The 24,629-nt window shown below is 60.7% G+C and carries 24 protein-coding genes and 1 riboswitch; of the genes, 10 read left to right on the forward strand and 14 right to left on the reverse strand.

Annotated elements, in window-relative coordinates:
* Position 1 precedes the first annotated feature (1 nt).
* Complete coding sequence (locus tag ACR0NJ_RS14440; protein WP_480817836.1) at positions 2-703, reverse strand: glutathione S-transferase family protein; 702 nt, start codon at positions 701-703, stop codon at positions 2-4.
* A gap of 168 nt (positions 704-871) precedes the next feature.
* Here ACR0NJ_RS14440 and rpiA point away from each other — a divergent pair, with 168 nt between their 5' ends.
* The 6 genes from rpiA (at position 872) to ACR0NJ_RS14470 (ending at position 7,049) form a co-directional block, all read left to right on the forward strand.
* The gene (gene rpiA / locus ACR0NJ_RS14445) at positions 872-1,660 is read left to right on the forward strand and encodes a ribose-5-phosphate isomerase RpiA (RefSeq protein WP_480817837.1); all 789 of its coding nucleotides are present in this window, start codon (positions 872-874) and stop codon (positions 1,658-1,660) included.
* 122 nt (positions 1,661-1,782) lie between these two features.
* A complete protein-coding gene (gene gor / locus ACR0NJ_RS14450) occupies positions 1,783-3,141 on the forward strand; it encodes a glutathione-disulfide reductase (protein WP_480817838.1) in 1,359 nt (452 codons plus the stop codon).
* A gap of 72 nt (positions 3,142-3,213) precedes the next feature.
* Positions 3,214-4,356, forward strand: coding sequence for an FtsH protease activity modulator HflK (gene hflK / locus ACR0NJ_RS14455; RefSeq protein WP_480817839.1), 1,143 nt, complete (start codon positions 3,214-3,216; stop codon positions 4,354-4,356).
* On the forward strand, positions 4,356-5,234 hold the full coding sequence (gene hflC, locus ACR0NJ_RS14460) for a protease modulator HflC (protein ID WP_480817840.1): 879 nt from the start codon (positions 4,356-4,358) through the stop codon (positions 5,232-5,234). Before hflK ends, hflC begins: the two co-directional genes overlap by 1 nt.
* Positions 5,234-5,428: a DUF2065 domain-containing protein gene (locus ACR0NJ_RS14465; protein WP_480817841.1), complete on the forward strand. Its 195-nt coding sequence runs from the start codon at positions 5,234-5,236 to the stop codon at positions 5,426-5,428. Before hflC ends, ACR0NJ_RS14465 begins: the two co-directional genes overlap by 1 nt.
* Positions 5,429-5,609: 181 nt before the next feature.
* Positions 5,610-7,049, forward strand: coding sequence for a DegQ family serine endoprotease (locus ACR0NJ_RS14470; RefSeq protein ID WP_480817999.1), 1,440 nt, complete (start codon positions 5,610-5,612; stop codon positions 7,047-7,049).
* Between the two features lie 74 nt (positions 7,050-7,123).
* Here the strand turns inward: ACR0NJ_RS14470 and ACR0NJ_RS14475 are convergent, their stop codons facing one another.
* The 7 genes from ACR0NJ_RS14475 to ACR0NJ_RS14505 form a co-directional block, all read right to left on the reverse strand.
* Entirely contained in the window at positions 7,124-10,141 is a 3,018-nt protein-coding gene (locus tag ACR0NJ_RS14475) for a trypsin-like peptidase domain-containing protein (protein WP_480817842.1), read from the reverse strand.
* An 89-nt stretch (positions 10,142-10,230) separates the two neighbouring features.
* Positions 10,231-11,250, reverse strand: a complete 1,020-nt coding sequence (locus ACR0NJ_RS14480; protein ID WP_480817843.1) for a hypothetical protein — start codon at positions 11,248-11,250, stop codon at positions 10,231-10,233.
* A 244-nt stretch (positions 11,251-11,494) separates the two neighbouring features.
* The gene (locus ACR0NJ_RS14485; protein ID WP_480817844.1) at positions 11,495-12,163 is read right to left on the reverse strand and encodes a Crp/Fnr family transcriptional regulator; all 669 of its coding nucleotides are present in this window, start codon (positions 12,161-12,163) and stop codon (positions 11,495-11,497) included.
* Between the two features lie 126 nt (positions 12,164-12,289).
* Entirely contained in the window at positions 12,290-12,895 is a 606-nt protein-coding gene (locus ACR0NJ_RS14490; RefSeq protein WP_480817845.1) for an inner membrane-spanning protein YciB, read from the reverse strand.
* 17 nt (positions 12,896-12,912) lie between these two features.
* Entirely contained in the window at positions 12,913-13,815 is a 903-nt protein-coding gene (locus tag ACR0NJ_RS14495; RefSeq protein ID WP_480817846.1) for an EamA family transporter, read from the reverse strand.
* Between the two features lie 88 nt (positions 13,816-13,903).
* Positions 13,904-15,043, reverse strand: a complete 1,140-nt coding sequence (gene ftsY / locus ACR0NJ_RS14500) for a signal recognition particle-docking protein FtsY (protein ID WP_480817847.1) — start codon at positions 15,041-15,043, stop codon at positions 13,904-13,906.
* A gap of 58 nt (positions 15,044-15,101) precedes the next feature.
* Complete coding sequence (locus ACR0NJ_RS14505) at positions 15,102-15,740, reverse strand: lysoplasmalogenase family protein (RefSeq protein WP_480817848.1); 639 nt, start codon at positions 15,738-15,740, stop codon at positions 15,102-15,104.
* A 143-nt stretch (positions 15,741-15,883) separates the two neighbouring features.
* Between ACR0NJ_RS14505 and ACR0NJ_RS14510 the strand changes: the two genes are divergently transcribed.
* A complete protein-coding gene (locus ACR0NJ_RS14510) occupies positions 15,884-16,279 on the forward strand; it encodes a hypothetical protein (protein WP_480817849.1) in 396 nt (131 codons plus the stop codon).
* A gap of 4 nt (positions 16,280-16,283) precedes the next feature.
* Here the strand turns inward: ACR0NJ_RS14510 and ACR0NJ_RS14515 are convergent, their stop codons facing one another.
* Together ACR0NJ_RS14515 and xseA are read right to left on the reverse strand one after the other, a co-directional pair.
* Positions 16,284-16,925 (reverse strand): glutathione S-transferase family protein, encoded by a 642-nt coding sequence (locus tag ACR0NJ_RS14515; RefSeq protein ID WP_480817850.1) that lies wholly within the window; start codon positions 16,923-16,925, stop codon positions 16,284-16,286.
* A 3-nt stretch (positions 16,926-16,928) separates the two neighbouring features.
* Positions 16,929-18,413: an exodeoxyribonuclease VII large subunit gene (gene xseA, locus ACR0NJ_RS14520; RefSeq protein ID WP_480817851.1), complete on the reverse strand. Its 1,485-nt coding sequence runs from the start codon at positions 18,411-18,413 to the stop codon at positions 16,929-16,931.
* A 76-nt stretch (positions 18,414-18,489) separates the two neighbouring features.
* Between xseA and purD the strand changes: the two genes are divergently transcribed.
* Positions 18,490-19,752 (forward strand): phosphoribosylamine--glycine ligase, encoded by a 1,263-nt coding sequence (purD, locus tag ACR0NJ_RS14525; protein ID WP_480817852.1) that lies wholly within the window; start codon positions 18,490-18,492, stop codon positions 19,750-19,752.
* Between the two features lie 81 nt (positions 19,753-19,833).
* On the opposite strand, the gene ACR0NJ_RS14530 is transcribed toward purD, so the two are convergent.
* Together ACR0NJ_RS14530 and ACR0NJ_RS14535 are read right to left on the reverse strand one after the other, a co-directional pair.
* On the reverse strand, positions 19,834-20,691 hold the full coding sequence (locus tag ACR0NJ_RS14530; protein WP_480817853.1) for an FG-GAP repeat domain-containing protein: 858 nt from the start codon (positions 20,689-20,691) through the stop codon (positions 19,834-19,836).
* Positions 20,691-21,014 (reverse strand): 2Fe-2S iron-sulfur cluster-binding protein, encoded by a 324-nt coding sequence (locus ACR0NJ_RS14535; protein WP_480817854.1) that lies wholly within the window; start codon positions 21,012-21,014, stop codon positions 20,691-20,693. The genes ACR0NJ_RS14530 and ACR0NJ_RS14535 overlap by 1 nt, the downstream gene beginning before the upstream one ends.
* Positions 21,015-21,141: 127 nt before the next feature.
* Here ACR0NJ_RS14535 and ACR0NJ_RS14540 point away from each other — a divergent pair, with 127 nt between their 5' ends.
* The gene (locus tag ACR0NJ_RS14540) at positions 21,142-21,513 is read left to right on the forward strand and encodes an OB-fold nucleic acid binding domain-containing protein (RefSeq protein ID WP_480817855.1); all 372 of its coding nucleotides are present in this window, start codon (positions 21,142-21,144) and stop codon (positions 21,511-21,513) included.
* 39 nt (positions 21,514-21,552) lie between these two features.
* On the opposite strand, the gene ACR0NJ_RS14545 is transcribed toward ACR0NJ_RS14540, so the two are convergent.
* Both ACR0NJ_RS14545 and ACR0NJ_RS14550 read right to left on the reverse strand, forming a co-directional pair.
* The gene (locus ACR0NJ_RS14545; protein WP_480817856.1) at positions 21,553-22,398 is read right to left on the reverse strand and encodes a creatininase family protein; all 846 of its coding nucleotides are present in this window, start codon (positions 22,396-22,398) and stop codon (positions 21,553-21,555) included.
* Between the two features lie 46 nt (positions 22,399-22,444).
* The gene (locus ACR0NJ_RS14550; protein ID WP_480817857.1) at positions 22,445-23,134 is read right to left on the reverse strand and encodes a glutathione S-transferase N-terminal domain-containing protein; all 690 of its coding nucleotides are present in this window, start codon (positions 23,132-23,134) and stop codon (positions 22,445-22,447) included.
* A 130-nt stretch (positions 23,135-23,264) separates the two neighbouring features.
* Positions 23,265-23,342, forward strand: a riboswitch (SAM riboswitch).
* A gap of 58 nt (positions 23,343-23,400) precedes the next feature.
* Here ACR0NJ_RS14550 and metZ point away from each other — a divergent pair.
* A complete protein-coding gene (gene metZ, locus ACR0NJ_RS14555; RefSeq protein WP_480817858.1) occupies positions 23,401-24,591 on the forward strand; it encodes an O-succinylhomoserine sulfhydrylase in 1,191 nt (396 codons plus the stop codon).
* Positions 24,592-24,629 lie beyond the last annotated feature (38 nt).

The raw sequence follows: 24,629 nt of genomic DNA on the forward strand, positions 1-24,629 counted from the left end.
ATCAGGTAGCTGAGCCTTCCGAAGGGGTGGCGTAAGTTGGTGACGTAAACGGTGTAACACCCAGACCCTCAGCGGCGATAGCCGCGCGGGTCGCGGGCCGGGTTTCAAGCTGTTGCAGAATTGTCTGCAGATAGGGCGTGTCGGCCAGTTGATACCACGACCGGTCAACGCGCGCCGGGTACAGCGCCATCCAGCGCATCATACAGGCGATGTAATAGTTCAGGGCCGATGGCCGATCAGCGCGCAACCACTCGGGGGCCTGTTTCGCTTGGGTATCCAGCAGGTTCAGGTGGGTGCGCAGCCGGGGGCGGATGCCGTCCCGCAATGCATCGGCCTGCTTCTCGTCGATGTATTTTTTGGCGTAAAACAGAATGCGCAAGTCTGCGTGCAGCGTGTTCGAGGCGAAGAACAGCCATTTCAGGAACGGCGCACGGTCCTGACTGTCTGGAGCGGGTGCAAGCTGCCCATGGGTATCGGCCAGCCACAACAGGATTGCGGCAGTCTCAAAGATCGGGCCTTGCGGCGTTTCCAGAACCGGGATCAGACCGTTGGGGTTCAGCGCCCGGTACTCCGCCCCGTCCTGTGCCTGCCGCTTGCGGTCGACAAGGGCGGTTTCGTAGGGCAGCCCCATCTCCTCCAGCACCAACCGGATCACCAGCGAGGCGTTGTCGGGGGCATAGTGAAGGCGATAAGGCTCGGTCATGGTGCGTATCTACATCGCGACCCGCGATAAGGAAGCACCGATTGCGACGTTTCCTATAAGAAACGCGCATTTCGACGACATGTTTTTGAAGGGCATTTGTGCGGTTTGGGTCTCGCAGTCGATCCGCGCTTTTCGTATAACGCGGTCGGGATACCAAGGAATGCTGCCATGACCGGAGAACTCTCGCCCATTGATACGGCAAAATACGTTGCCGCGCGCCGCGCTGCCGAAATGGTTGAGGACGGAATGCGGGTCGGGCTGGGCACAGGCTCGACCGCTGCGTGGCTCGTGCGTCGTCTGGGCGAACGGGTGCAGGAAGAAGGGTTGCGGATCAAGGGCGTTCCGACCTCGACCCGCACCGCCCAACTCGCGCGTGAGGTGGGAATTGAGGTCGTCTCGCTGGACCAGGCCGGGTGGCTGGACATGACCATCGACGGCGCGGATGAGTTTGACGGCGAGTTGAACCTGATCAAGGGTGGCGGCGGGGCGCATCTGCAGGAAAAGATCGTGGCCACGGCCAGCGATCAGATGGTGGTGATCGCCGACGCGGGCAAAGAGGTTGAAACGCTGGGTGCGTTCCCTCTGCCGGTCGAGGTGATCCCCTTTGGCTGGCAAACCACGCGCACCCTGATCGAAGAGGCATTGGATACGATGGATGTCCTTGGCACCTCGGCCGCCTTGCGCATGAACGGCGAGGCACCGTTTGTGACGGATGAGGGGAACCACATTCTGGACCTGCACCTGCAACGCATCGGCAACGCGCGGCATCTGGCGTTGGTGCTTAACCAGGTTCCGGGCGTGGTGGAAAACGGGCTGTTCATCGACATTTGCGACAAGGTGGTCATCGGCCACGGCGATGGCCGGGTCGAGTTGCGCGACATCAACGAAGGCACGATTGAGTTGGACCAGCTTGTCAGCGGAACCCGAGAGAACCTGTTTTCGGATATGGCGGATTGAGGTCTGTCTGTCTTTCTTGTGCAAAGCCCCAAGGAAAAACAGGATTTTCCGGGGTCAGGGGTTGGCACAAGGTTTTTCGCGCCCAGATATCCAGAGAATTTTGCTGAATGAAGGAACCCGGCATGAGCTTTGATTATGATCTTTTCGTCATCGGTGGCGGTTCGGGCGGGGTCCGGGCGGCGCGCGTGGCGGCGGGGGAAACCGGGGCCAAAGTAGCGCTGGCGGAAGAGGATCGCTATGGCGGCACCTGCGTTATCCGCGGCTGTGTGCCGAAGAAGCTGATGGTTTTCGCAAGCGAGTTCTCGGGCATGGTCGGCGATGCCCAGGCCTATGGCTGGGACATTCAGCCCGGTGGGTTCAACTGGAACACGTTTCACGGCAAGCTGGTTGCGGAACTGGACCGGCTGGAAGGCATCTACCGCAACATCTTGAAGAACAACGGCGTCGAGAGCTTTGATCAGCGCGCCCGTCTGGTCGATCCGCATACGGTGGAACTGGCCGATGGTACGCGAAAAACGGCCAAGCATATCCTGATCGCCACCGGTGGTCGCCCTGTCGTGCCCGAGTTTCCGGGATCGGAACTGGCCATCACCTCGAACGAGATTTTCCATCTGGAGAAGCTGCCCGAAAGCATCCTGATCGTCGGCGGCGGCTACATCGCCAGCGAGTTTGCCGGGATCATGAACGGGTTGGGGGTGAAGACCACTCAGTTCTATCGCGGCGCGCAAATCCTGCGCGGCTTCGATGAAGAGGCGCGTGGGTTGATCAGCGAAGAGATGTGCCAGAACGGCATCGACCTGCATCTGGGCACGAATGTGCTCGAGATGCAAAAGCAGGGCGACAAGATCTGGGTCAAGGCCACCAACGGGTCCGAACAACTGTTCGACGTGGTGATGTACGCCACGGGTCGCGCGCCGAACGCCGATGATCTGGGGCTGGAGGGTATGGGTGTTGAGCGTGGTCGCAAAGGTGAGATCATCGTGGACGAATACAGCCAGACCTCCGTGCCCTCGATCTATGCCATCGGCGACGTGACGGACCGCGTGAACCTGACCCCGGTTGCGATCCGCGAAGGCATGGCCTTTGTCGAAACCGTTTTCAAAGGCAACCCGACGCCGGTGGATCATGACCTGATCCCAACCGCGATCTTCACCCAGCCCGAATTTGGTACTGTGGGGCTGAGCGAGGAAGAAGCCGCCGCGCAGGAACCGATTGAGGTTTATGCGACTTCGTTCAAACCGATGCAAAAGGCGTTTGCGGGCGGCACGCAGCGCGTTCTGATGAAGCTGCTTGTCAGTCAAGCGACCCGCAAGGTGCTGGGCTGCCACATCGTTGCCCCCGGCGCGGGCGAGATGATCCAGCTTGCGGGTATTGCGGTCAAGATGGGCGCGACGAAGGAAGATTTCGACCGCACGGTCGCGGTTCATCCGGTCATGGCCGAAGAACTGGTGACAATGCGGCAACCTGTTCGCACGGCTTGATTTGCAACCGCGCGCACACACGTTACAAGGGAAGCCGTGATCACACGGTCCAACACAAGGGAAAACACACATATGGCGGGCAACAGCGGCGGCCCCTGGGGGGGCGGAGGCTCCTCGGGCGGCGGAGGAAATCGGGGCAATAACGGGGACGGGCGCAAGCCACCTCAGGACGACGGCCCGCAGATTCCCGAGATCGACGAGCTGATGAAAAAGGGTCAAGAGCAGCTGCGCGTCCTGATGGGCGGTCGCGGCGGCGGTGGCCGTGGTACGAACGGCTCGGGCGGCGGCGGTGGTCCGGCGTTCACCAAGGGCACGGTTGCGATTGGTCTGGTGGCAGCAGCGGTGCTGTGGGGGCTGGCCAGCTTCTACACCGTCAAGCCCGAAGAGCAGTCGGTTGAGCTGTTCCTGGGTGAGTTCTCGGCCGTTGGTAATCCGGGTCTGAACTTTGCCCCGTGGCCGTTTGTGACGGCTGAGGTTATCCCGGTTACCCGCGAACAGAACGAAGATATGGGCGGCGCGCGTGGCAGCGACGATGGTCTGATGCTGACCGGTGACGAGAATGTGGTCGATATCGACTATCAGGTCGTCTGGAACATCAACGACCCGGCTAAATATCTGTTTAACCTGCGCGATCCGCGTCAAACGATCCGCGCTGTGTCGGAATCGGCGATGCGCGAAATTATTGCTCAAAGCGAGCTGGCCCCCATCCTGAACCGGGATCGCGGTATCATTGCCGAACGTTTGCAGGAGCTTATTCAGCTGACAATGGACAGCTATGATTCCGGTGTGAACATCGTTCGTGTGAACTTTGACAAGGCTGACCCGCCGCAGGACGTGATCGCCGCCTTCCGCGACGTTCAGGCCGCCGCGCAGGAGCGTGACCGTCTGCAGAACGTGGCCGACGCTTATGCAAACCGGGTTCTGGCCGAAGCGCGCGGTGAAGCCGCGCAGGTCCTGGAAGAGGCCGAAGCCTATCGCGCCCAGCAGATCAACAGCGCGCAGGGTGAAGCCAGCCGTTTCAGCGCGGTATTGGAAGAGTATTCCAAAGCGCCGGATGTGACCCGCAAGCGCCTGTATCTGGAGCGGATGGAGCAGGTTCTGGGCGACGTGGACAAGATCATTCTGGATGAAAACTCCACTGGCTCGGGGCAGGGCGTTGTGCCCTACCTGCCGTTGAACGAACTGCGCCGCAACCAGGCCGAGGAGAGCAACTGATGCGTAAGGCGACATTTATTCTGCCGATCATCGTGATTGCGGTTGTCGGTCTTCTGTCCTCGATCTTTATCGTGGACGAGCGTGAACGCGCGCTGGTGCTGCAGTTTGGCCGCGTCGTGGCGGTGAAGGAAGAGCCCGGTCTGGCGTTCAAGATCCCGCTGATTCAGGAAGTGGTGCGCTATGACGACCGTATCCTGTCGATCGACGTGCAGCCGCTGGAAGTCACCCCTCTGGATGATCGCCGTCTGGTGGTCGATGCCTTCGCACGTTATCGGATTTCCGATCTGGAGCAGTTCCGTCAGGCCGTTGGTGTCGGCGGAATTCCGGTGGCCGAGGATCGTCTGGACCGCATCCTGCGCGCCGAAACGCGTGAGGTTCTGGGTTCGGTCTCGTCCCGCGATATCCTGAGTTCTGACCGTGCGGCTCTGATGCTGCGCATCCGCAACAGCGCAATTGCCGAAGCGCGGGCACTGGGTGTCAACGTAATCGACGTGCGTCTGAAGGCGACTGACCTACCTCAGGCGAACCTCGAAGCCACTTTCGACCGGATGAAGGCGGAACGGGAACGTGAGGCGACCGACGAACGCGCCCGCGGTAACGAGGCCGCGCAGCGCGTGCGCGCGCAGGCCGACCGGACCGTGGTAGAACTGGTATCGGACGCCAACCGCGAGGCCGAGATCATTCGCGGTGAGGCCGACGCCGAACGCAACGCGATCTTCGCCGAAGCTTTTGGCAAGGACCCCGAGTTCTTCGAGTTCTACCGCTCGCTGTCCGCATATGAACGGGCGCTGGGCGGCAGCAACAGTTCGATGGTCCTCAGCCCGGATTCAGAGTTCTTCAACTACCTGAAATCACCAACAGGGCAGGCATCCCAGTAATGGGCATGATCCTTCTGGCCTTCGGGCTGGTGCTGATTGTCGAGGGGCTGGCCTATGCGCTGGCCCCTTCGCTTATTGAACGCATGCTCGAGGCGCTGCGCGCGCTGCCGGAATCGGCTCGGCGGCTGATGGGAATGCTCTGTGTGGTCAGCGGGCTGGTCCTGCTTTGGGGCGCTTACCAGTTGGGATTTTAACACAAGGACCTCACTTGCCGGTGATTTCCCCGCGATCCCGAGTTGCCCATATGGTCAAACTGACTACATTGGATGTGAAGGAAGGCTGCCGGTCGGCAGCCCGGAAGGTTTGTCGACGAGGAGACCCCAAGTGCAGGCGAAAGCGCGCAGTGTGTCCGTCCGGTGGGACGAGTTAAGTGTTATGATGCGGCTGATGTGGCTGGCCTTTGCCGGGTCGCTGCTTGTGCTGGCCCAGACCATCGCGGCGCAGGCGCGGGGCGAAAGCCTGGCGCCACTGGCCGAACAGATCAGCCCGGCGGTGGTGAACATCACCACCAGCACGCTGATCGAGGGGCAGGGCGGGCCTCAGGGGATTGTGCCCGAAGGCTCTCCGTTCGAGGATTTTTTCCGCGAGTTTCAGGACCGCAACGGCGATGATGACAGCCGTCCGCGCCGCAGCAACGCGCTGGGGTCGGGGTTTGTGATCTCGGAAGACGGCTTCATCGTCACCAACAATCACGTCATCGCGGAAGCCGATGAAATTCTTATCGAATTCTTTCCCGGAGACGGTCAGCCCGCGAAGGAGCTTCCTGCAAAGGTTATTGGGACGGACGAGAAAACCGATATCGCGCTGCTCAAGGTCGAAGCATCCGGCCCGCTGCAATATGTCCAGTTCGGCGACAGCGACACCGCGCGCGTTGGCGACTGGGTGATTGCCATGGGCAACCCGCTGGGGCAGGGCTTTTCCGTATCGGCCGGGATCGTCTCGGCCCGCAACCGGGCGCTGAGCGGGTCTTATGACGATTACATCCAGACCGATGCGGCGATCAACCGGGGCAACTCGGGCGGGCCGCTGTTCAACATGAACGGCGAGGTAATCGGGGTGAACACCGCGATCCTGTCGCCCAATGGTGGCTCGATTGGCATCGGCTTCTCGATGGCCTCGAACGTGGTGATCAAGGTTATCGACCAGTTGCGCGAGTTTGGGGAAACCCGCCGCGGCTGGCTGGGTGTGCGCATTCAGGACGTGACCGAAGACATGGCAGAGGCGATGGGACTGGACAAGCCCGGCGGTGCGTTGATCAGCGATGTGCCGGATGGTCCCGCGAAAGAGGCTGGCCTGAAAGCGGGTGACGTGATCCTCAGCTTTGACGGTGTCGAGGTGGAAGACACCCGCGGCCTTGTGCGGCAGGTGGGCGAAACCACTGTTGGCAAATCGGTGCGCGTTGTCGTGCACCGTGATGGCGGCACGCAGACCGTACTGGTTACGTTGGGCCGTCGCGAAGATGCCGAGCGTGCCGAAACGGATGAAGAGGAAACGCCTGACGCCGAAACGGACGAAAACGCCGATATTCTGGGGCTAACGATCTCGCCGCTGACGGACACGTTGCGTGAAGAGATGGGGCTGGACGCTGATGCGGATGGTCTGGTTGTGTCCGAGGTTGACGAAGCGTCTGAGGCATTTGCCAAGGGCCTGCGCGCTGGGGATCTGATCACCGAAGCCGGTCAGCAAAAGGTTGAAACCATTGCCGATCTTGAGGCACGGATGGAGGAAGCCCGCGAGGCGGGTCGTAAATCCCTGCTGTTGCTGGTGCGTCGGGGCGGCGACCCGCGCTTTGTCGCGCTGAGCCTCGAAGAATAAGATAGGGAACGCATTCCCGAGAGAAAAGAAGGCCCCTGCGGGGGCCTTCTTTTGTTTGGAGAGCCGTCAACCTCCTATTCCGGCGCGTTCAGAATGCGCCGGAGCGTGCCCTCCGGGTCTTTCCGGAAACTGTCGGCAACCTTGCGAATACAGCCGTCATCGCCAGAGGGATCAGCTTTAGTCTTGTCCGATTGACCAGAGCCCGCCGCCTCGGTCCCGTCACCCAAGCTAAGCCGAACCATCACGGGACGATGATCCGACACGCGTGTTACGAAGTCGGGAAAGGCCCGATCTGCGGCGATGATCATGAAATCCTCGCTGTCGATATTCGCGCTCATATCCGAGGAGGCGAAGATCGAATCGATTAGCGAAAAGTAGGGGCGCTTGAGATAGGTAATGGCCCCGTCGCGTTCATCCGCAGCGCTCAGCGCCTGAAAATCGGCGTCCAGCAGGCCTTGAAACTGGCCGGTTCCAAGCTCGGCATTAATGTCGCCGCCGATCAGAACATCCGCCTCACCGAACTCGCTCATTGCCATGTTGATGACCTTGGCCAGCATGTTTGCCGCCATCTTGCGCCTTTTCGCACCCTCGGATTTGGCCTTGAGGTGCAGCGGCACCAGCAGAAAGTCAAACGGCTCACTGGACGCAGAGGTTGTCGAGGTAAACCGGAACAGCCCCGGATAGCGGTTGAAGATTTTGCCGTCCACGGCCTCGAACTCCCGCGCATCGGGGTCGCGGCTGTCGAGTTTCAGCAGCCGGTGCGCCTCGGCCGGCCAATCCAGACGCTCGCCCGAGACGGTCAGAGTGTTCCAGATGACGGTTGTGGTCTGCCTGCCGCTGCTGGCCGAAGGCTCCGAGGCGAGATAGTCGAATTCCATCTGGAACTTGCTTTTGAGCTCGGCCACCAGCGCTTCGGTGGCTTGAGGTGAGACCTCCTCTAACGCCCAGATATCCAGGTTGAGGTCCGCGATCACTCGGGCGACGTCGCTTAGTTTGCGGTCGTAATCCCTGTTGAACCATTCGATGTTCCAGAAGGCGACATCAACGTCCTGATCCGCCCCGCGATAGGTATCCACCACGCGTTCAAAGGCGGTTTCGCCGCTTGGCTTCCGGCCCAGTGTGCCGAAATACCCGGTGCGTGAGTCGCTGCCGCCCATGTGGCGCAGCACCTCGCGCGCGGATTGCGGGTCGGGCCCGGTGCGCGCGCGGATGTCCAGATCGATGGCGATGGCGGAAATCTTGATGCCTTCGTTGATGTGATCCCCTTCATATCCTTCCTTATTGAGTTTCAGTCGAAGATCGTCGCTGACATCCTCGAACGCGTGATGCAGGGCAAACAAACGCCAGTCGTCGCGCAGCACGGGGGCACCCGAACTGCCATACATCGTGTCCGCTGTGTAATGGACCAGCACCTCACGCGAACCGAGACCGGTGAAAATGTCGTTCTTGCGCAGAGAGGCTCGTTTGGGCCTGCCATCCGGGTGGTGGATGATATGGGCGGGATAGCGGTCCTGCGCGATAAACGACCCGCGCCAAAGCTGGATGCTGTTGAAGTGCTGGCCGGGATTGCCCTCGACCCAGACAAAGCAATAGTCCAAATCTTCCGGCGGACTGGTGATGAAAAGCCTGCTGGGGTTCAGCCGGAACCGGGTAGAGGGCAAAAGCTGCCCGTCCGCGCCTTCTTCGTATCCGAACTCCACCTTGGCTTCCGAGGCGACCTCGGGGCTGTTGATCACGTGGGAATTGGTCAGCAGGATGTTGGGAGCGATCAGAAAGCCGGTGCCCCGCCAACTGCCGTTTCGCCCATCCCAGGCCCGGCCACGGGTGCTGATCCGGGCGACGGCTTTGCCGACCTCGGCCCCCTTGGACAGAAAGCCGTAGGGCACGCTGTCATCCTCTTCGATGATCGCCTCGAACCGGGCGCTGGCGGTGAACCCTTCGGCAAACATTTCGAGGTTGGGGATGCCGAGCGTCTCACCGGCAACCTCGGGCACGCCGATGCGAGAGCGGGCCGCTTTGGGCATGGTCGAAATCTCACCCAGCTGGGTTGAGCCACCGCCACCCCCGTAGACGGCAGCGGTTTCGAACCCGTCGCTGCGCGTTACCACCTGCTTCAGTACCTTATCGAACTTGGCGGCAACCCGGCCAAATCCGGGGCTTTTGGCGTGAATCTCGTCCGCCCAGTCTGTTCTGTGCGTCAGCGTTCCCCGTACGTCGATCAAATGCACATTCGGGTCCTCATCCGCGACCTCGGCGAGGGTGTCGTAGAGGGCGTCGATCAGGATGCGGATGATGTCGCGCCGGGTTTTCGGGTTGTCGATCCCCTTCTCTTTAAAAGCGCTGCCCAACCATTTGTCGCGATTGGTAAAAACCCAGATCGGACGGCGGTTGTCATTCTTGCTGTTTGGAAACGGGAAGGCGTAGTCGTAGCCGTGGATCAGGATGGGAAGGGTTCTGAACCGATCGTCCGACCGGACGTTGCGCACGACCTTGCGATAGCTTTCGCGCAGGCCATCCGTCACCCGTTTCAACTCAGCCCGGTTGATTAGTTTTTCGGGCCGATCCGACCGCGTGCCGTTGTGCAGCAACGACAATAGCACGGGTTTGCCATTCTTCGCGCCGATCACGTCGTTCCCGGCTGCCGACAGCAGAAACGCCTGAACATGGTGGGCTTGATCGCGCAGGCCCTGCATGTATTCTGCCGTATCATTGTCGATCATGTTCTCGACCGTGTCACCGGCGGCACCAAGGCTCCAGATCAGATAGTCCTCACCCAGATGGTCGATCACGTCGTGCAGAAGCCTCGGGAACTGAAACCAGCTATCGCCTTCGCTGACAAGTACGGGCCGGGTGTCGCCCGCTTTGATCGCATCGTTGAAATCTCGTTGTCTGCGGCGTCGGCTGCGCGAATTCAGGCTGGACAGTCCGGCCTCGAACCGGGGGATATCGTAGACGGTTTCGGGATTTGGGCGGATGTTGAACGAAAATGCGCTCTCGCCCGGTTCCATGATAATGTAGTTTTCCAGAACATCATCGGGGGTATCGAGGTTGTCCCACAGATCAATGAATCTGGCGTAAGAAATCTTCTGCATGGTCAATCCTCGGGAATAAAGAACTTAACGAATAAGTCTGACCTTATCACAGATTAACCTGCAAAGCACCTTGGGGCCGGATTTGGGGGTCAAATGGGCAGCGGTGTGATGCCGCCCGCAAACGCCGCGAGGATCGGTGCGATCAGAGCGAACCCTGCGCGCAGCAGGTCGCTGGTGCCCTCGGACAACCCGTGCGAGGATCGCCATTCGCTGACGTCAAACTCGCTTTCGGCGTCGTCAATCCGGTTTGCTGCAAGGGCCAGCCGGTTGATCCGGCTGTCCAGAATGACCGCGACCGGAAGGAAAAAGCTGAGCATCAGCAGGCAGAAATAGGTGCCTGTGAACAAAGCTGACGACGTGACAAGTGACGTATACGCGGCCTTATGCGCATCCGAGATCATGGGCAGGGGCCAGTGCATCCAACTGGTGGCGAAGAACATGCCAAAGGTCAGGATCAGACTGGAGATGTACAATTGCTGTCGCATCTGGCGCAGGTTTTTGGCCAGTTCGGCTGCCGTTTCCTCGACATCATTGCGGTCGCTTGAGGTCAGGCACAGGATCATACCGACGATCAGCGACCCGACCGCAAGCCCGGCAAATGCGTTGACGATGTCCATCACGCGCCGGAACAGGGAAAAGACCGGCATGTCGCCGCACGCCCCCAGCAGCCATGATTCCTCGGGTGTCTGACAGCCGGGCAGGGTGCCGCGGGAAAGGGCGGTTTCAAACACGGCCTTTCCCACCTGATGGTAAATCTTGGGGGCCTGAGAGGTCGCATATTGCTGGATCGTTGGAACGATTGCCAGAACAAAGATCGCTAGCACCGTCAGGATCGCGGCGGTTTTGGTTTTGCGCTCGATCGGGCGCGACAGGGTGCGGGCCAGCAAGGCCACGGGCAGCAGTGCCAAGGCGACAAAAAACCACGAGGCCGCCAGGAACCGGAAGCGGCCAATGGATTCCAGCCAGAGACGATCGTCCTGCAGGATATCGACAGGCACATCCAAATCCGCCGCGATCATGTGCTTCTGGATAAGCTCATGTACCCCGAATACGATGATCGGCAGCAGCGCTATCGCAAAATACCGCAGTTTTACATGACGTTTCGCCACGCCGGACCTCATGCGTTTCTCATCCACGCAGGTACCAGTTTAGCATGGAATCGGCGCGTCAGCGGTTTCTTCGACGATTGCTGCAGTCCGCAAATAAAATGAGCCATACGCCCGAGGGGCATATGGCTCAGATACAGGGAGAGATCAGTGGACAGATATCGGGGATGATTCTCTGACCTCTTACAGTAACAGGAATCACTTTAGTCCACGGTTGCGTGCCCGTATGTGAAGCATGTCACAAGGGTCAGATCAGGTCGGATTCCGCAAGTTCCCGCAGAGCCTCGAAGTCCTGGATCAGCAGGCCTCCACGCGACGCTTCGACCACTTCGTCGCGTTTCCAGGTCGAGATCGTTTTGGACACCGCCTCGCGCGTGGCACCCACGAATTCGGCCAGTTCGCTTTGCGACAGGGTGATCCGGTCGTTCGGGTTGTCCTGAAGCTCGGACAGGTGCAACAGCCAGCGGGCCAGCCTGATTGGCATGGGCAGAAAGACCTGCTCGTTCAGTTGCGAGCCCATCCAGCGCATGCGCAGGCCTGCCAGACGGACCATATCGACGGCCAGGTCCGGGTGCTGGCGGATCTGGTTCATCACGTCCCGGCGGCGCACACGCAAAACCCTCGAAGGTTCTGCTGCGGCAATCGTGGCAGTGCGGGGGCCGCTGTCGAACAGCGCAATCTCGCCAAAAACCTCGCCGGGGCGCATCAGGGTCAGGGTCAGCTTGCGCCCGCTCATGGCGAGAAACGAAACCTCGAGCGTGCCCTCGAGAATGGCGTAAAGCGCGTCGCCCTCGTCGCCCTGTTCGAACAGGGTTTCCCCTTTGGTCAATGAAATCTCGGATGCCTGTGCGGACAGCATTGCTCGCAGCCCTTCTGATGCGTCGGACAAAAAGCCGCTGTTTGGGAAGGCCGTCATACGTTACGGATCTCCGGGTGTGATTTGTGAGTGGTGAGTTAACCTTTCACAGCTTGGTGGCTAAGCCAAGGATTTTGTCAGGTTTTCGCCGGTTTGGCCAATCCCTGCGACTGCACTGCACTGGACCTATTGATGGTCAGGATCGTCCATATAGCTCTGCAGTAGGTTGAACTGCAGCATCAGGAATACCATCAGGGCGATTGGAAAGCCGAAGGTTTCGATCTTGACCCAAAGGTCAGTGGACAGCGTGCGCCAGACCAATTCGTTGGCCACCGCCAGAACAGCGAAACAGCCGCACAGGCGGCGGGTCAGGATCATCCAGCCTTCGTGGCGCATGGGTAGCATCTCGTCCAGCACGTAAGCCAGATAGGATTTACCCTGCAGCAGACCGATGCCGAGGATGGCCGAGAAGAAGCCGTAGACCAGCGTGGTTTTCATCTTGAAGAACCGTTCGTCATTGAACCATGCGGTCAGACCGCCAAAGAAAATCACCATGATCGCCGTGAAAATCTGCATCCGGCTGAGCTTACCTGTCAGGAACCAAAGCACGCCCATTGCGCCCAGCATAAGCGGCACGAAGATGATGGTGGCGACGATGAAGCCCGAATACTCGGTGCCGCCGATCAGGAAGCTGTCATCGCGCAGGCGCAGATAGATAAGGAAAAAGGCCAGTGGCGGGCCCAGTTCCAATGCCTGTTTGAGAAACGGGTTGATCTTTTTTTTGTCTGTCATCGCCTGCGTCCTGCTGCTTACCCGCCCATTTCAACTATTACGGCGCCGAGTGCAATCAATGCCATCAGGGCAATGCGCCTTGGGCCGACGGTTTCTTTCAGCACCAGCCAGCCGATTAATGCGGCAAAGACCGTTGAGGTTTCGCGCAACACTGCGGCTTCGCCAACTTTGTCGAGCCTTGTGGCCAGCATGATTGCCCCGAAAGACATCGGCGCGATGATCCCGCCCGCTAGTCCGCGCAGCATCAGCGGGCCAAGTGCCGGGCGGTGGATCATGGCGCGGAATCTGAGGGCGGCGTAGATCGGCATAGCCGCGCCGTCGATCATGAAGAACCACGCCAGAAAAGTGAACGGATCAGCGGTGGCGCGGATGCCGTAGGCGTCATAAGTGGTGTAGAGCGCGACGAACAGCCCTGTGGCCAGCGCCAGCGCAAGGGCAATGCCCAGCGTTTCGCGGTTTGTTTCCAGGAACCGCAGGTTATAGAGCGCCAGCCCGAAGATGCCTGCCATCAATGTTGCCACGCCCAGCCATTGGATGGCTGAAAAGGTCTCATCGAACAGCAGGTACGCTCCGATGACGGTAAAGAGCGGGCCGGTGCCGCGAACCACCGGGTAGACCACGGTGTAGGAGCCCTTAGTGTAGGCCGCTGCCTGCAGAACCTTGTAGCCGATGTGGATCAGCCAGACGGTGGCAAAGATGGGCCACATATAGGGTTCGGGCCACGGGACCACGAAGAATGCGAAGGGGGCCGCCATCAGGCAATAGCAGGCGTCGATTGCCCCGCGCGACATCCAAGGGTCGTGGCGGCCCTTTTGCAGCGCGCCGAAAACGGCGTGCAGGAAGGCGGCCATCAGGGCCAGGCCGAGGGCGAGGTGGTGGCCGGCTTCTGTGCCTTCGAGGGAGATCAGCCAGGTGCTCAACTGCGGGCCTTTGTCTGGGTGGAGCGCGCGGGGGGCTGTCTGCCCCCCACACCCCCCGAGGATATTTCTGGCCAGATGAAGGTCTGGATCAGGATTGCAGGCCCGTCAGGGCGGCAGCGAATTCTTCGGGGTCGAAGGGGGCGAGGTCGTCGATTTGCTCGCCGACGCCGATGGCGTGGATGGGCAGGCCGAACTTGTCGGCCAGTGCCACCAGCACGCCGCCTTTGGCGGTGCCGTCGAGTTTGGTCATCACCAGGCCCGAGACATCGGCCAGTTTGCGGAAGGTTTCGACCTGGCTGAGGGCGTTCTGGCCGGTGGTGGCGTCCAGCACCAGCAGGGTGTTGTGGGGGGCGGTGTCGTCGACCTTGCGGATGACGCGGACGATCTTTGCCAGCTCCTCCATCAGGTCGGCGCGGTTTTGCAGGCGGCCTGCGGTGTCGATCATCAGCAGGTCTGCGCCGTCGTTCTGCGCCTTGGTCAGGGCATCGAAGGCGAGGCTGGCGGGGTCGGAGCCTTCCGGGGCGGTGAGCACGGGCACGCCTGCGCGGTCGCCCCAGACTTGCAGCTGTTCGACGGCGGCGGCGCGAAAGGTGTCTCCGGCGGCGATGACGACCTTTTTGCCTGCGGCTTTGAACTGGCTGGCAAGCTTGCCGATGGTGGTGGTTTTGCCCGACCCGTTGACGCCGACGACCAGCACGACCTGCGGGCGCTTGGGGTAGAGCGGCATGGGCTTGGCCACGGGTTCCATCACGCGGGCAACCTCTTGCGCCAGTAGTTGCTTGATTTCGCTGGTCGAGAGTTTGCGGCCAAAGCGGCCCTCGGCCATATTGGCGGTGACGCGCAGGGCGGTGTCTACGCCCATGTCCGAGGCGATCAGCAGCTCTTCGAGTTGCTCAAGCATGTCGTCATCCAGCGTGCGCCGGATTTCGGTGCGGTTTTCGCTGCGGCTGAACAGGCGGCCCAGCAGGCCTTTGCTTTCAGGCGCTTCCGGCGGCGGTGGTGCCGGAACGGGGTCGGCGGGCAGAGGTGTTGGCGTTTCAACCGGTTGCGGGACGGGCGTTGGTTCGGGAACCTCGGGGACCGGTTGCGGTTCCGGTTCGGGCGCGGGGATCACCGGATCGGGTGCGGCGGTTTCCTCGCCCCCATCCTCGACAATCGCGTCGAGCCCCTTTTCGAGCCGCGATGAGGATTTGAACAGCTTGTCCTTGAGCTTTGAGAAAAACGCCATTTTCGGTCTCCGCAGGTGGTCCTCTCACCTAATGCGGATTGGCGGCAGTTGCAAAGGGTCAGGTGAAGGCGATCAGGAACCCGGCCTGTGCGCCCCAGTAGAGCAGCCAGATCAGGTAGGGGGTCAGCTTCAGGGCAGGGTGGTTGGCGGGCAGCAGGAACTTCTCGGTCGCCAGGATCAGGTCGGACGCGATGAACGCGAATGCGGCTGGCAGTGCCCATCGGAGGGGACCTGCGTCGGGCAAGGCGAGGACGGTGATGCCCATGCCGAGGATGATCGGGATATAGGCCAGCACTGGCCCTTTCAGATCACCCGCGCGCGGGGCGAGCAATGTGGCCATGACGATCCCGAGGATTACCAGAGACCAGACGATGGCAGGCTGGTCCAATATCAGGGACGGGTCGCTGATAGGTTGGGTCAGGAACAGGGCGATATAGGCCAGATGACCCAGTGCGAAGGCGGCAACCCCGGCCATGAAGGTGCTGTCGGTCTCGCGCGACAAAAGCGCATCGCCAGCAGCGCACAGGGCCAATGCGGCGACCAGCAGCCAGGGGGAGGCCTGTAGCAGCGCGATGATGGCCAGCAACGCGACAGACGCCGTTTTTAACGCGGTCCGTAGCATACTGGCGGGGCGAGCGGACATTGGCAGGTAAGCCAGAGCGCAGGCGGATGCCGCCCAGAAAATCAGCGTTGTCATATTCGGTTCCGATGTCCTGCCGGTTCTGATGCGGGCAATCTGGCAATGAGGCGTAAACGGATGCAAGCAGTGACGTGGGGGCATCTTTGCGGCACGAGAAAGCTTGAATGGTCACGCGTCGTGGTATCTGCCAGAGTGCGGTCATGTTCAGACGTATTGTGATTCTTCTGGCTTTGGCTGGACAGGCTGCTGTTGCGCAGTCGCCGCTGTCCGGGTCGGAGTTTGATGAATACACGCAGGGCAAGACGCTGTTCTACGAATTCGACGGGCAGGTCTATGGCGTTGAACGCTATCTGCCCAACCGCCGCGTCATCTGGTCGTTTCTGGATGGCAATTGCAAGGAAGGCGTCTGGTATCAGCGCGAGGATCAGATCTGCTTTGTCTATGAGGATCGGCTGGATCCGCAGTGTTGGGAGTTTACCCGCTCGGTCGGGGGGCTTGTTGCGCGGCCCGACGGCGCTCCGGAAGCGCAGGAACTGTATGAGGTCGAAGATATCGACCAGGAGATGGTCTGTCTGGGCCCTGAGGTTGGGGTTTGAAGGTTCAGGTCTCCCGCAGTTCGTCGTAACTGATCATCACGTGTTTTTGGTAAGCGGGGCGCCGGGTCAGGGCATCATAGTACCTGCGCAGATGGCCAAGGGGTCTGCGGCGGATGTCGATGTCGTAGTAGCGATACAAAACATGACCCAGTTGGATATCGGCAAGGGTCAGGTCGTCTCCTGCCAGAAACGTGCTGTGGGCAAGCCTGTCATCCGCTATTTCCATTTTGCTTTCGAGGTTTAGAAGCGCGTCTTGAATTGCGGCTTCGTCCCGCTGTGACGGCGCAGTTCGAACAATCCGCCAGAAGACCGGTCCGGTGAAGGCCATGGCGATGTTCAGTTTCGCCCACTCGGCCCATTTATCGACCTCGGCCCGCCGGATCGGGTCGTCGGGCCAGAACGTGCCACTTCCGTATTGCGCGGCGAGGTAGCGCAGGATCGCCCCGGTTTCCCACAAGGGCGGATTGTCACCATCCTGCAGAACCGGGATCGTTCGGTTCGGGTTGAGGGTCCAGAAGGCCTCGGTGTCGAGCCCGCCAAACCTATGACCCAGATCACGGCGCTGATAGGTGAGGCCAAGCTCTTCGATACACCACATCAATGCCTGAACATTGGATGAAGTTTTGCGGCCCCAGACGGTCAGCATTGTTCAGAACAAAGAGCCCTGATCGGGCGCGTCGGGCTTGGGTTTCCGGGGTGGGGCCTTGGCCGATGCGCCGGTTTTTAGGCGGCCATCGGCGAATTCGATTTCCAGAACCGGGTGCCCGGCGGCTGCGGCTTTAGTCGTGATGACCTCTCCTTCGGCCCGAACGACCGCATAGCCCCGCTCGAGCGTCGCCTTGTAGCTGAGAGTTTCGCGCAGGCGGTCGGTGGCCTCAAGCTGTTGGCGCAACCGGTCAAGACGTGTGGTTTGTGCGGTGTTCAGGCGGTCGGTCAGCCGCGATAGAGCCTCGCGCCGTGCCTCCAACTCGCGCTGAATCGGGCGTAGGGATAGGCGCGAAGACAGGTTGCGCCAGCGGTCGCGGCGGGTTTCGACCAGCCCGCGCAGGGTCGAGGGCCGCAAATGGGCGGATGTGTCCAGCAATTTGACACGTCGGTTTTGTACGCCTCGGATAAGCGCATTCGGCAGGCGTTCAGAAACCTGATCCAGCCGCTGCCGGGGGCTTTCCAGCAAGCTATCGGGCCGAGGCAGGGCGCGGGACAGGTCGCGCAGGCGCTGGGATCGGCGTTGCAAGGCGTCAGTGGCGGCCCGCGACAGGCGCGCGCCCTGTTCACCGGTCCATGCCAGCAGTTCCATGCGGACGGGCACCGCCAGTTCCGCCGCAGCCGTGGGCGTCGGCGCACGGCGGTCCGAGACGAAGTCGATCAGGGTCGTGTCCGTCTCATGCCCGACGGCTGAGATCAGGGGAATGTCCGAAGCTGCCGTCGCGCGGGCAACAGTTTCTTCGTTGAAGCCCCAGAGGTCTTCGATAGACCCGCCTCCGCGTGCGACGATGATCAGGTCCGGGCGCGGTAAGGCACCGCCCGGCGTCAGCGCGTTGAAGCCGTCGATGGCACGGGTGACCTCGGGCGCGCAGTTCGCGCCCTGCACGGCGACAGGCCAGATCAGCACCTTGCGCGGAAACCGGTCGCGCAGGCGGTGCAGAATATCGCGGATTACCGCACCCGACGGAGAGGTGATGACACCGATGATTTGCGGCAGGTAGGGCAGAGGCTTCTTGCGCTCGGGCGCGAACAGGCCCTCGGATTCAAGCTGTTTCTTGCGTTTCTCCAGCAGCGCCATCAGCGCGCCTTGTCCGGCGACGGCAACCTCATCGACATTTAGGTTGTATTTGGATTGCGCACCGAACGCGGTCAGGCGGCCGGTGACGACGACCTCTAGCCCCTCTTCGGGGACCACGGACAGACCGGAAATCTGGCCTTTCCACGTGGTGCAGGCCAGCACGTTCCGGTCGTCTTTGATGTCATAATACAGATGGCCTGAGCGCGCCTTGAACACCCGCCCGACCTCGCCCCGCACACGGATTCGTCCGAACGAGCCTTCGAGGGTACGTTTGACCTCGCCCGAGATTTCAGAAACCGTGTATTCAGGGGTGTTTTGGCCCGGAACCGGGTCGTCAAGCAGGTCGGACATTTCAGCGCCTTGTGTCAAATGCCCGGCCAGCTTAGAACGCCGCGCAGGCGAGGCCAAGCAGATCGGAGACGACCCAATGAACATCCTTATTCTCGGCAGCGGTGGGCGCGAACACAGCCTGGCCTGGGCGGTGATGCAGAACCCCAAATGCGACCGTCTGATCGTGGCGCCGGGAAATGCGGGGATTGCGCAGATTGCGGAATGCGCGTCGCTGGATATCGAAAACGGAGGGGCGGTGGTCAGCTTTGCCGAGGAAAACGCGATTGATTTCGTGATTGTCGGCCCCGAAGCGCCTCTGGCCGCAGGCGTGGCGGATCGGCTGCGCGAGGCGGGTGTGCTGGTCTTTGGTCCCTCGGCAGAGGCGGCACGGTTGGAAGCCTCAAAAAGCTTTACCAAGGAAATCTGCGATGCCTCGGGCGCGCCGACAGCGGCCTATGCGCGGTTTACCGATGTGGAACCGGCCAAGGCCTATATCCGCGAACACGGTGCGCCGATTGTCGTCAAGGCCGACGGGCTGGCCGCAGGCAAGGGCGTAATCGTGGCAATGGACGAGCAAACCGCCTTGGATGCGATCGACGACATGTTCGGTGGCGCGTTCGGTGGGGCCGGGGCCGAGGTTGTGATCGAGGAGTTCATGGATGGCGAAGAGGCCTCGCTTTTCGTGCTATGCGATGGTGAGGACATTCTGTCGGTCGGCACCGCGCAGGACCATAAGCGGGTGGGAGAAGGCGATACCGGCCTGAACACCGGCGGCATGGGGGCCTATTCTCCGGCACCGGTGCTGAGCGCCGAGATTGAGGCCCGCGCGATGGATGAAATCGTACGCCCGACCATTGCCGAGATGAAGCGTCGGGGGATGCCGTTTCAGGGCGTGCTTTATGCTGGGCTTATGATCAGGGACGGGCAGCCGAGGCTGGTGGAATACAACGTTCGTTTCGGCGATCCGGAATGTCAGGTGCTGATGATGCGTCTGGGCGCGCAGGCGATGGACCTGATGCACGCCGCCGCCGAAGGCCGGTTGGGTGAGATGCGCGTGAACTGGGCGGATGACCATGCGATGACGGTGGTGATGGCGGCGAAGGGATATCCAGGCTCATACGAGAAAGGTTCTGTTATCAAGGGGCTGGACGGGCTTCCTGAGGACAGCAGCAACATGGTGTTTCATGCCGGGACCAAAGTCGCTGATGGTCAGATTCAGGCGTCGGGCGGACGGGTTCTGAACGTCACGGCACGGGGCGCGACGTTGCAGGATGCGCGCGACCGGGCATATGCGATGGTGGATGGTGTCGATTGGCCCGAGGGGTTCTTTCGCCGCGATATCGGCTGGCGGGCGCTTTGATCGGCTGATCGGGTTAGGGGGCTTTGCCCCCTCGGCCTGCGGCCTCACCCCCAGGATATTTGTAGACAGATGAAGTTAGGATCAGCAGTTGAGGGCGCTGGTCAGGCTATCCGGGCCGTTGAAGGGGCCGAGATCGGTTTTGGTCCAGCCGTTTTGGTACGAGACGCTGATGATGCGGGTCCAGTTGCCGTTGACGAGGATCATTTCGGGGGTGTTGCCGCAGGTGCGTAGGCCGCCGGAGATGAAATCCTCGCCAATCTTGTGGTTGGTCAGGTCGGGGAGGGAGGCGATTTCGGTCAGGTTGTCGTCCTTGAAGCGCCAGATGCGCAGGGTTTTGGCCAGATGCGGGCGGTCGATATAGGCGATCTCGATGTTGCCATCGCCGTCCATGTCGGCAGCGCCGATTGGGGCGAGCCAGCGGTTCCTTGTTCCGATGTATGGGGTTGAGGCAATGAGTTTGAGCGTGTAGTCGCCCCGGTCGGCATAGATCGCGAGTTGTGCTCCCTTGTCGACGTGACTGCGGACGGTAATGACTTCGGCGTTTTGGTCTCCGTCCAGATCCACAAGCCGTGGGGCGATGTCTTCGAATACATGAAGCTCGTCCAACTGTGCAGATTTTGTTCCGCATCTGACCGCAAGGCTGTCGTTGGAATCGACAGTGAGGCGGGTGTATTCAATAGCGTCTCCGAGAACGCCGTGGGTATAACGGTCGGTTTCCTGAGAATACCAAGCCGCAGCGATGATCCTTTCCGGGCAGAAATAGCTTTTGCAACCAGGCGCAAGAACATATGAGCCATTGGCAATTCCCCAAGTGCGGGGCGGGGCTCGGCAGGCCTCAGCCGCGTTTTGCAAACCCAACCACAAACCCAACGCCAGCCCCGCGCCGCGTGCCCAGCGTTGCCACAGGCGACCGGGCATGCGCGGCGCTTTTGCAGGCATCAGATCTGTTTTTCCGGCATTTGCACGACCAGGCCGTCCAACGCGTCTGTGACCTTGATCTGGCAGGTCAGGCGCGAGCGGGTGGGGTCGGGTTCATAGGCGAAGTCCAGCATGTCTTCTTCCATGTCGTCCTTGCCGGGGATTTTCTCGACCCAGTCGGGGTGGATATAGACATGGCAGGTCGAACACGCGCAGGCGCCGCCGCAATCGGCCTCGATGCCGGGGATGTTGTTGTCACGGGCCCCTTCCATGACGGTCAGTCCGTTGGCGACCTCGACAGTGTGTTCGGTACCGCCGTGCTCGACATAGGTGATCTTTGCCATTGCGTGCGTCTTCCTTTTGCGATGTTCGAATTGGTGTTTAGTCAAGGCATTGGGGTCTGACCAGCCTCATTTGCGACTCATCGCGCCGCCTCTGGACTTTCTTGTTATTTGTTCTATTTTTGTTCTCATGCTTGTTGCCCCTGTTCGCCCTGTGGTTTCAAACCGGGACTGGCCGCGCCCGCCCGCCTGTCTGCCTGCCAACCGACTGGATGATCCGCCCGAGGGCGCGCGGGTGACGGTGGCCGGGCTGGTGATCCTGCGGCAGAGGCCGGGGACAGCCAAGGGGGTGATCTTCGTCACGCTCGAGGATGAGACCGGCATCGTCAACGTGGTGGTCTGGCGCAAGATTTATGAGCAGTTCCGCCGCGCGGTGATTTCGGGGCGGCTGCTGCGCGTGACGGGGCGAATGCAGAAGGCCGACGCGGTCATCCATGTGATCGCGGAAGAGATCGAGGATATCTCGGGGATGCTGGATGTGTTGGTGCGAGGGGAGGGGTAGGTTCAGCCCGACTGTCAACGCACCTCTTTGCAGCCGTTTTCAATCTTCGTTTCGAAGGCGGTTAATCTGCGCCAGGGCTGCATCGACCTTAAGCTCGATCAGTTTCTCGCCTATCTCGGGCGATGCAAGATCAGGGCGGCCATTGTTCCCTGACGGCCAGCCCGAGGGCACCGGCGGATAACTGCGCTCGGCATCGGGTGGCCGAACAAAATACAGTTCGGACGTGTCGCGAAGCCCGGCATGTGTGCCGATCTGTTCCGTGTTGAACCCCAAGCTTTCCAGATAGGCGACCTGACCATTGTTGCCGTAATAATCGGAAATGTGGCGCACCACGACGCCGGACGGTGCAAACTCGGGCGTCATGGCCGCAGCAACCCGGGCCTGTGCCGCCTGATTGCCGCCGCTGTCGCCAATCAGAAGCACCTCGGTAAAGCCGTGGGTTACAAGGCTTCGGATGGTGGCTTCCAGAACCTGTTCGAAGATCGGCTCGGGCAGAGAAAGGGTTCCGGGCCACTTCATGTGGCCGCTGGGTGAACTGCCCGCATCGCCTTCGGGGACATAGGCCATGACCGGCGCGATCAGGGTGCCTTTCAGTTCTTGGGCAATGCGTTCGCTGGTATGCGCGACAACGAAATTGTGCTTTCCCAAAACCGCGTGAGGACCGTTCTGCTCGGTGCCGCCAGTGGGAATGATGACAGTGTCATAGCCCGCCGTCAGTGCGGCGTGAACTTCGGGCCATGTCATTTCCTCCAGAAAGAGGTTTTGGGGCTGGCTGGTCGCGGACGCAGCCCGAAATTGGACAAAACCCGCAAATGCCAACCCGGCAAGGCACAGGACCCCGACGAAACTCGGGCGGAAGACTCGACGCAAAGCAATACCTCTCATGTCTCTGCCTGCTGGTTTCTTTAGTGCAAGAAATGGGTTGTATTGCTCAACGCTTAAACAAAACCCCTTGCGCCTGCTTGTCCCGGTGATCCCCACGCAACTCTGCATGCAGCGCACGTCCGGCCTGAACGCCTGGGCGCGCGCTGACCGTCTCAAGCCAGCGCGTGAAATGAGGTTTGTCCTCCAACACCTGCTGTTGCCCTTCCCACAGGCTCGCCCAGCCCCAGATCGACATGTCGGCGATGGAATAGAAATCGCCCGCGACGTATTCGTTCTCGGCCAGTCGACGATCCAGCACACTGTAGAGACGCCCGACCTCAGTTCGGTAGCGGTCTTTGGGGTAGGGCAGGTCCTGTGGCGGATCCAGTTGCGGGGCATATTTCAGGAAGTGGTGCGCCTGACCGGCCATCGGGCCGACGCCGCCCATTTGCCACATCAGCCATTCCTCGACCGCGATCCGGTCGCGCTCGGTTTTGCCATAGAACCGTCCGGTCTTGCGGGCCAGATACATCAGGATCGCGCCGCTTTCGAAAACCGAGATCGGTGCGCCGTCCGGGCCATCCGGATCGACGATGGCGGGCATGCGGTTGTTGGGGGCGATTTTCAGGAACTCAGGGTCGAACTGGTCGCCCTTGCCGATATTGATCAGGTGAGTGGTGTAGGGCAATTCCATCTCTTCCAAAGCGATGGATACCTTCCAGCCATTCGGCGTGGGCCAGAAATACAGGTCGATCATAGCGTCTCCTTATGATGGGACGATCATGAGGGTTTCAGCACGTTCGGCAAGGGGCAGCCGACCAGGTGTTACGAAAGCGTGACCGATATCGGCCCGCTCTTGACCAACGGCGGGGCGGGGCGTAAATGCATCTTCACCACGTGGCGATTTGTTACCGGATTGCGGGCCACGCTAAACAACACCGCTAAAAGGTCAGGATGAAAGACCCCTTTCGCTTGGCCGCGTCTGGGGTTTTTTGTTTGCCCTGAGGGGCTGAAAGGAAAGACATGAGCGAGAGCTGGAACAAACGCACACAAGCCGTCCATGGCGGTATTCGCCGCAGCCAGTACAACGAGGTGTCCGAGGCGATTTTTCTGACGCAGGGCTTCGTTTATGACAACGCTGAACAGGCCGAGGCCCGGTTTCTGGACAGCGGCCCGGATGAGTTCATCTATGCCCGCTACGGCAACCCCACCGTGTCGATGTTCGAACAGCGCATCGCGATGCTGGAAGGGGGCGAGGATGCCTTTGCCGCCGCTTCGGGTATGGCTGCGGTCAATGGCGCGCTGGTTTCGATGCTCAAGGCAGGGGATCACGTGGTCTCGGCCAAGGCGTTGTTCGGGTCCTGCCTGTATATCCTTGAGAACATCCTGACCCGCTATGGGGTCGAGGTGACCTTCGTCGATGGCACCGATCTGGATGCATGGAAGGCCGCGATCCGGCCCGACACAAAGGCCGTGTTCTTCGAATCCATGTCGAACCCGACGCTTGAGGTGATCGACATCACCGCAGTGGCAGAACTTGCCCATGCGGTCGGTGCTGTTGTCGTGGTGGATAACGTGTTCTCGACCCCGGTGTTCTCGCGCGCGATCGAGCAGGGGGCGGACGTCGTGGTCTATTCGGCGACCAAGCATATCGACGGTCAGGGGCGTGCCCTTGGCGGTGTGATCATCGGCACCAAAGAGTTCGTTCGCGGAACGGTCGAGCCTTACATGAAGCACACCGGCGGCGCGCTAAGCCCGTTCAACGCGTGGATCATGCTCAAGGGTCTGGAAACGATTGCCCTGCGTGTCAACGCGCAGGCTGAGACCGCTCAGAACCTGGCCCAAGCGTTAGAGGGGCATCCTGCGCTAGAGCGCACCTTGTATCCGGGCCTGAAGACGCATGCGCAGAATGGCCTTGTTCAGACCCAATTGGGTGGTAAGGGCGGCACGGTTCTGTCTTTGGACATCAAGGGCGGGAAAGAGGCGGCGTTTGCGTTCCTGAACGCGATGACGATCCCGGTGATCTCGAACAACCTTGGGGACGCGAAATCCATTGCGACGCATCCCGCTACGACGACTCACCAACGCCTGAGCGACGCGCAGAAGGACGAGTTGGGCATTACGCCCGGCCTGATCCGCCTGTCCGTCGGGTTGGAGGATGCCGAAGATCTTCTGGCGGATATCCGTCAGGCGCTGGGCGCCTCTCAGTCTTAAACAACCAACCCAAGGCGGTGAAATCGCCTTGGAGGCGC

It is taken from the genome of Ruegeria sp. F11 (assembly GCF_056533855.1).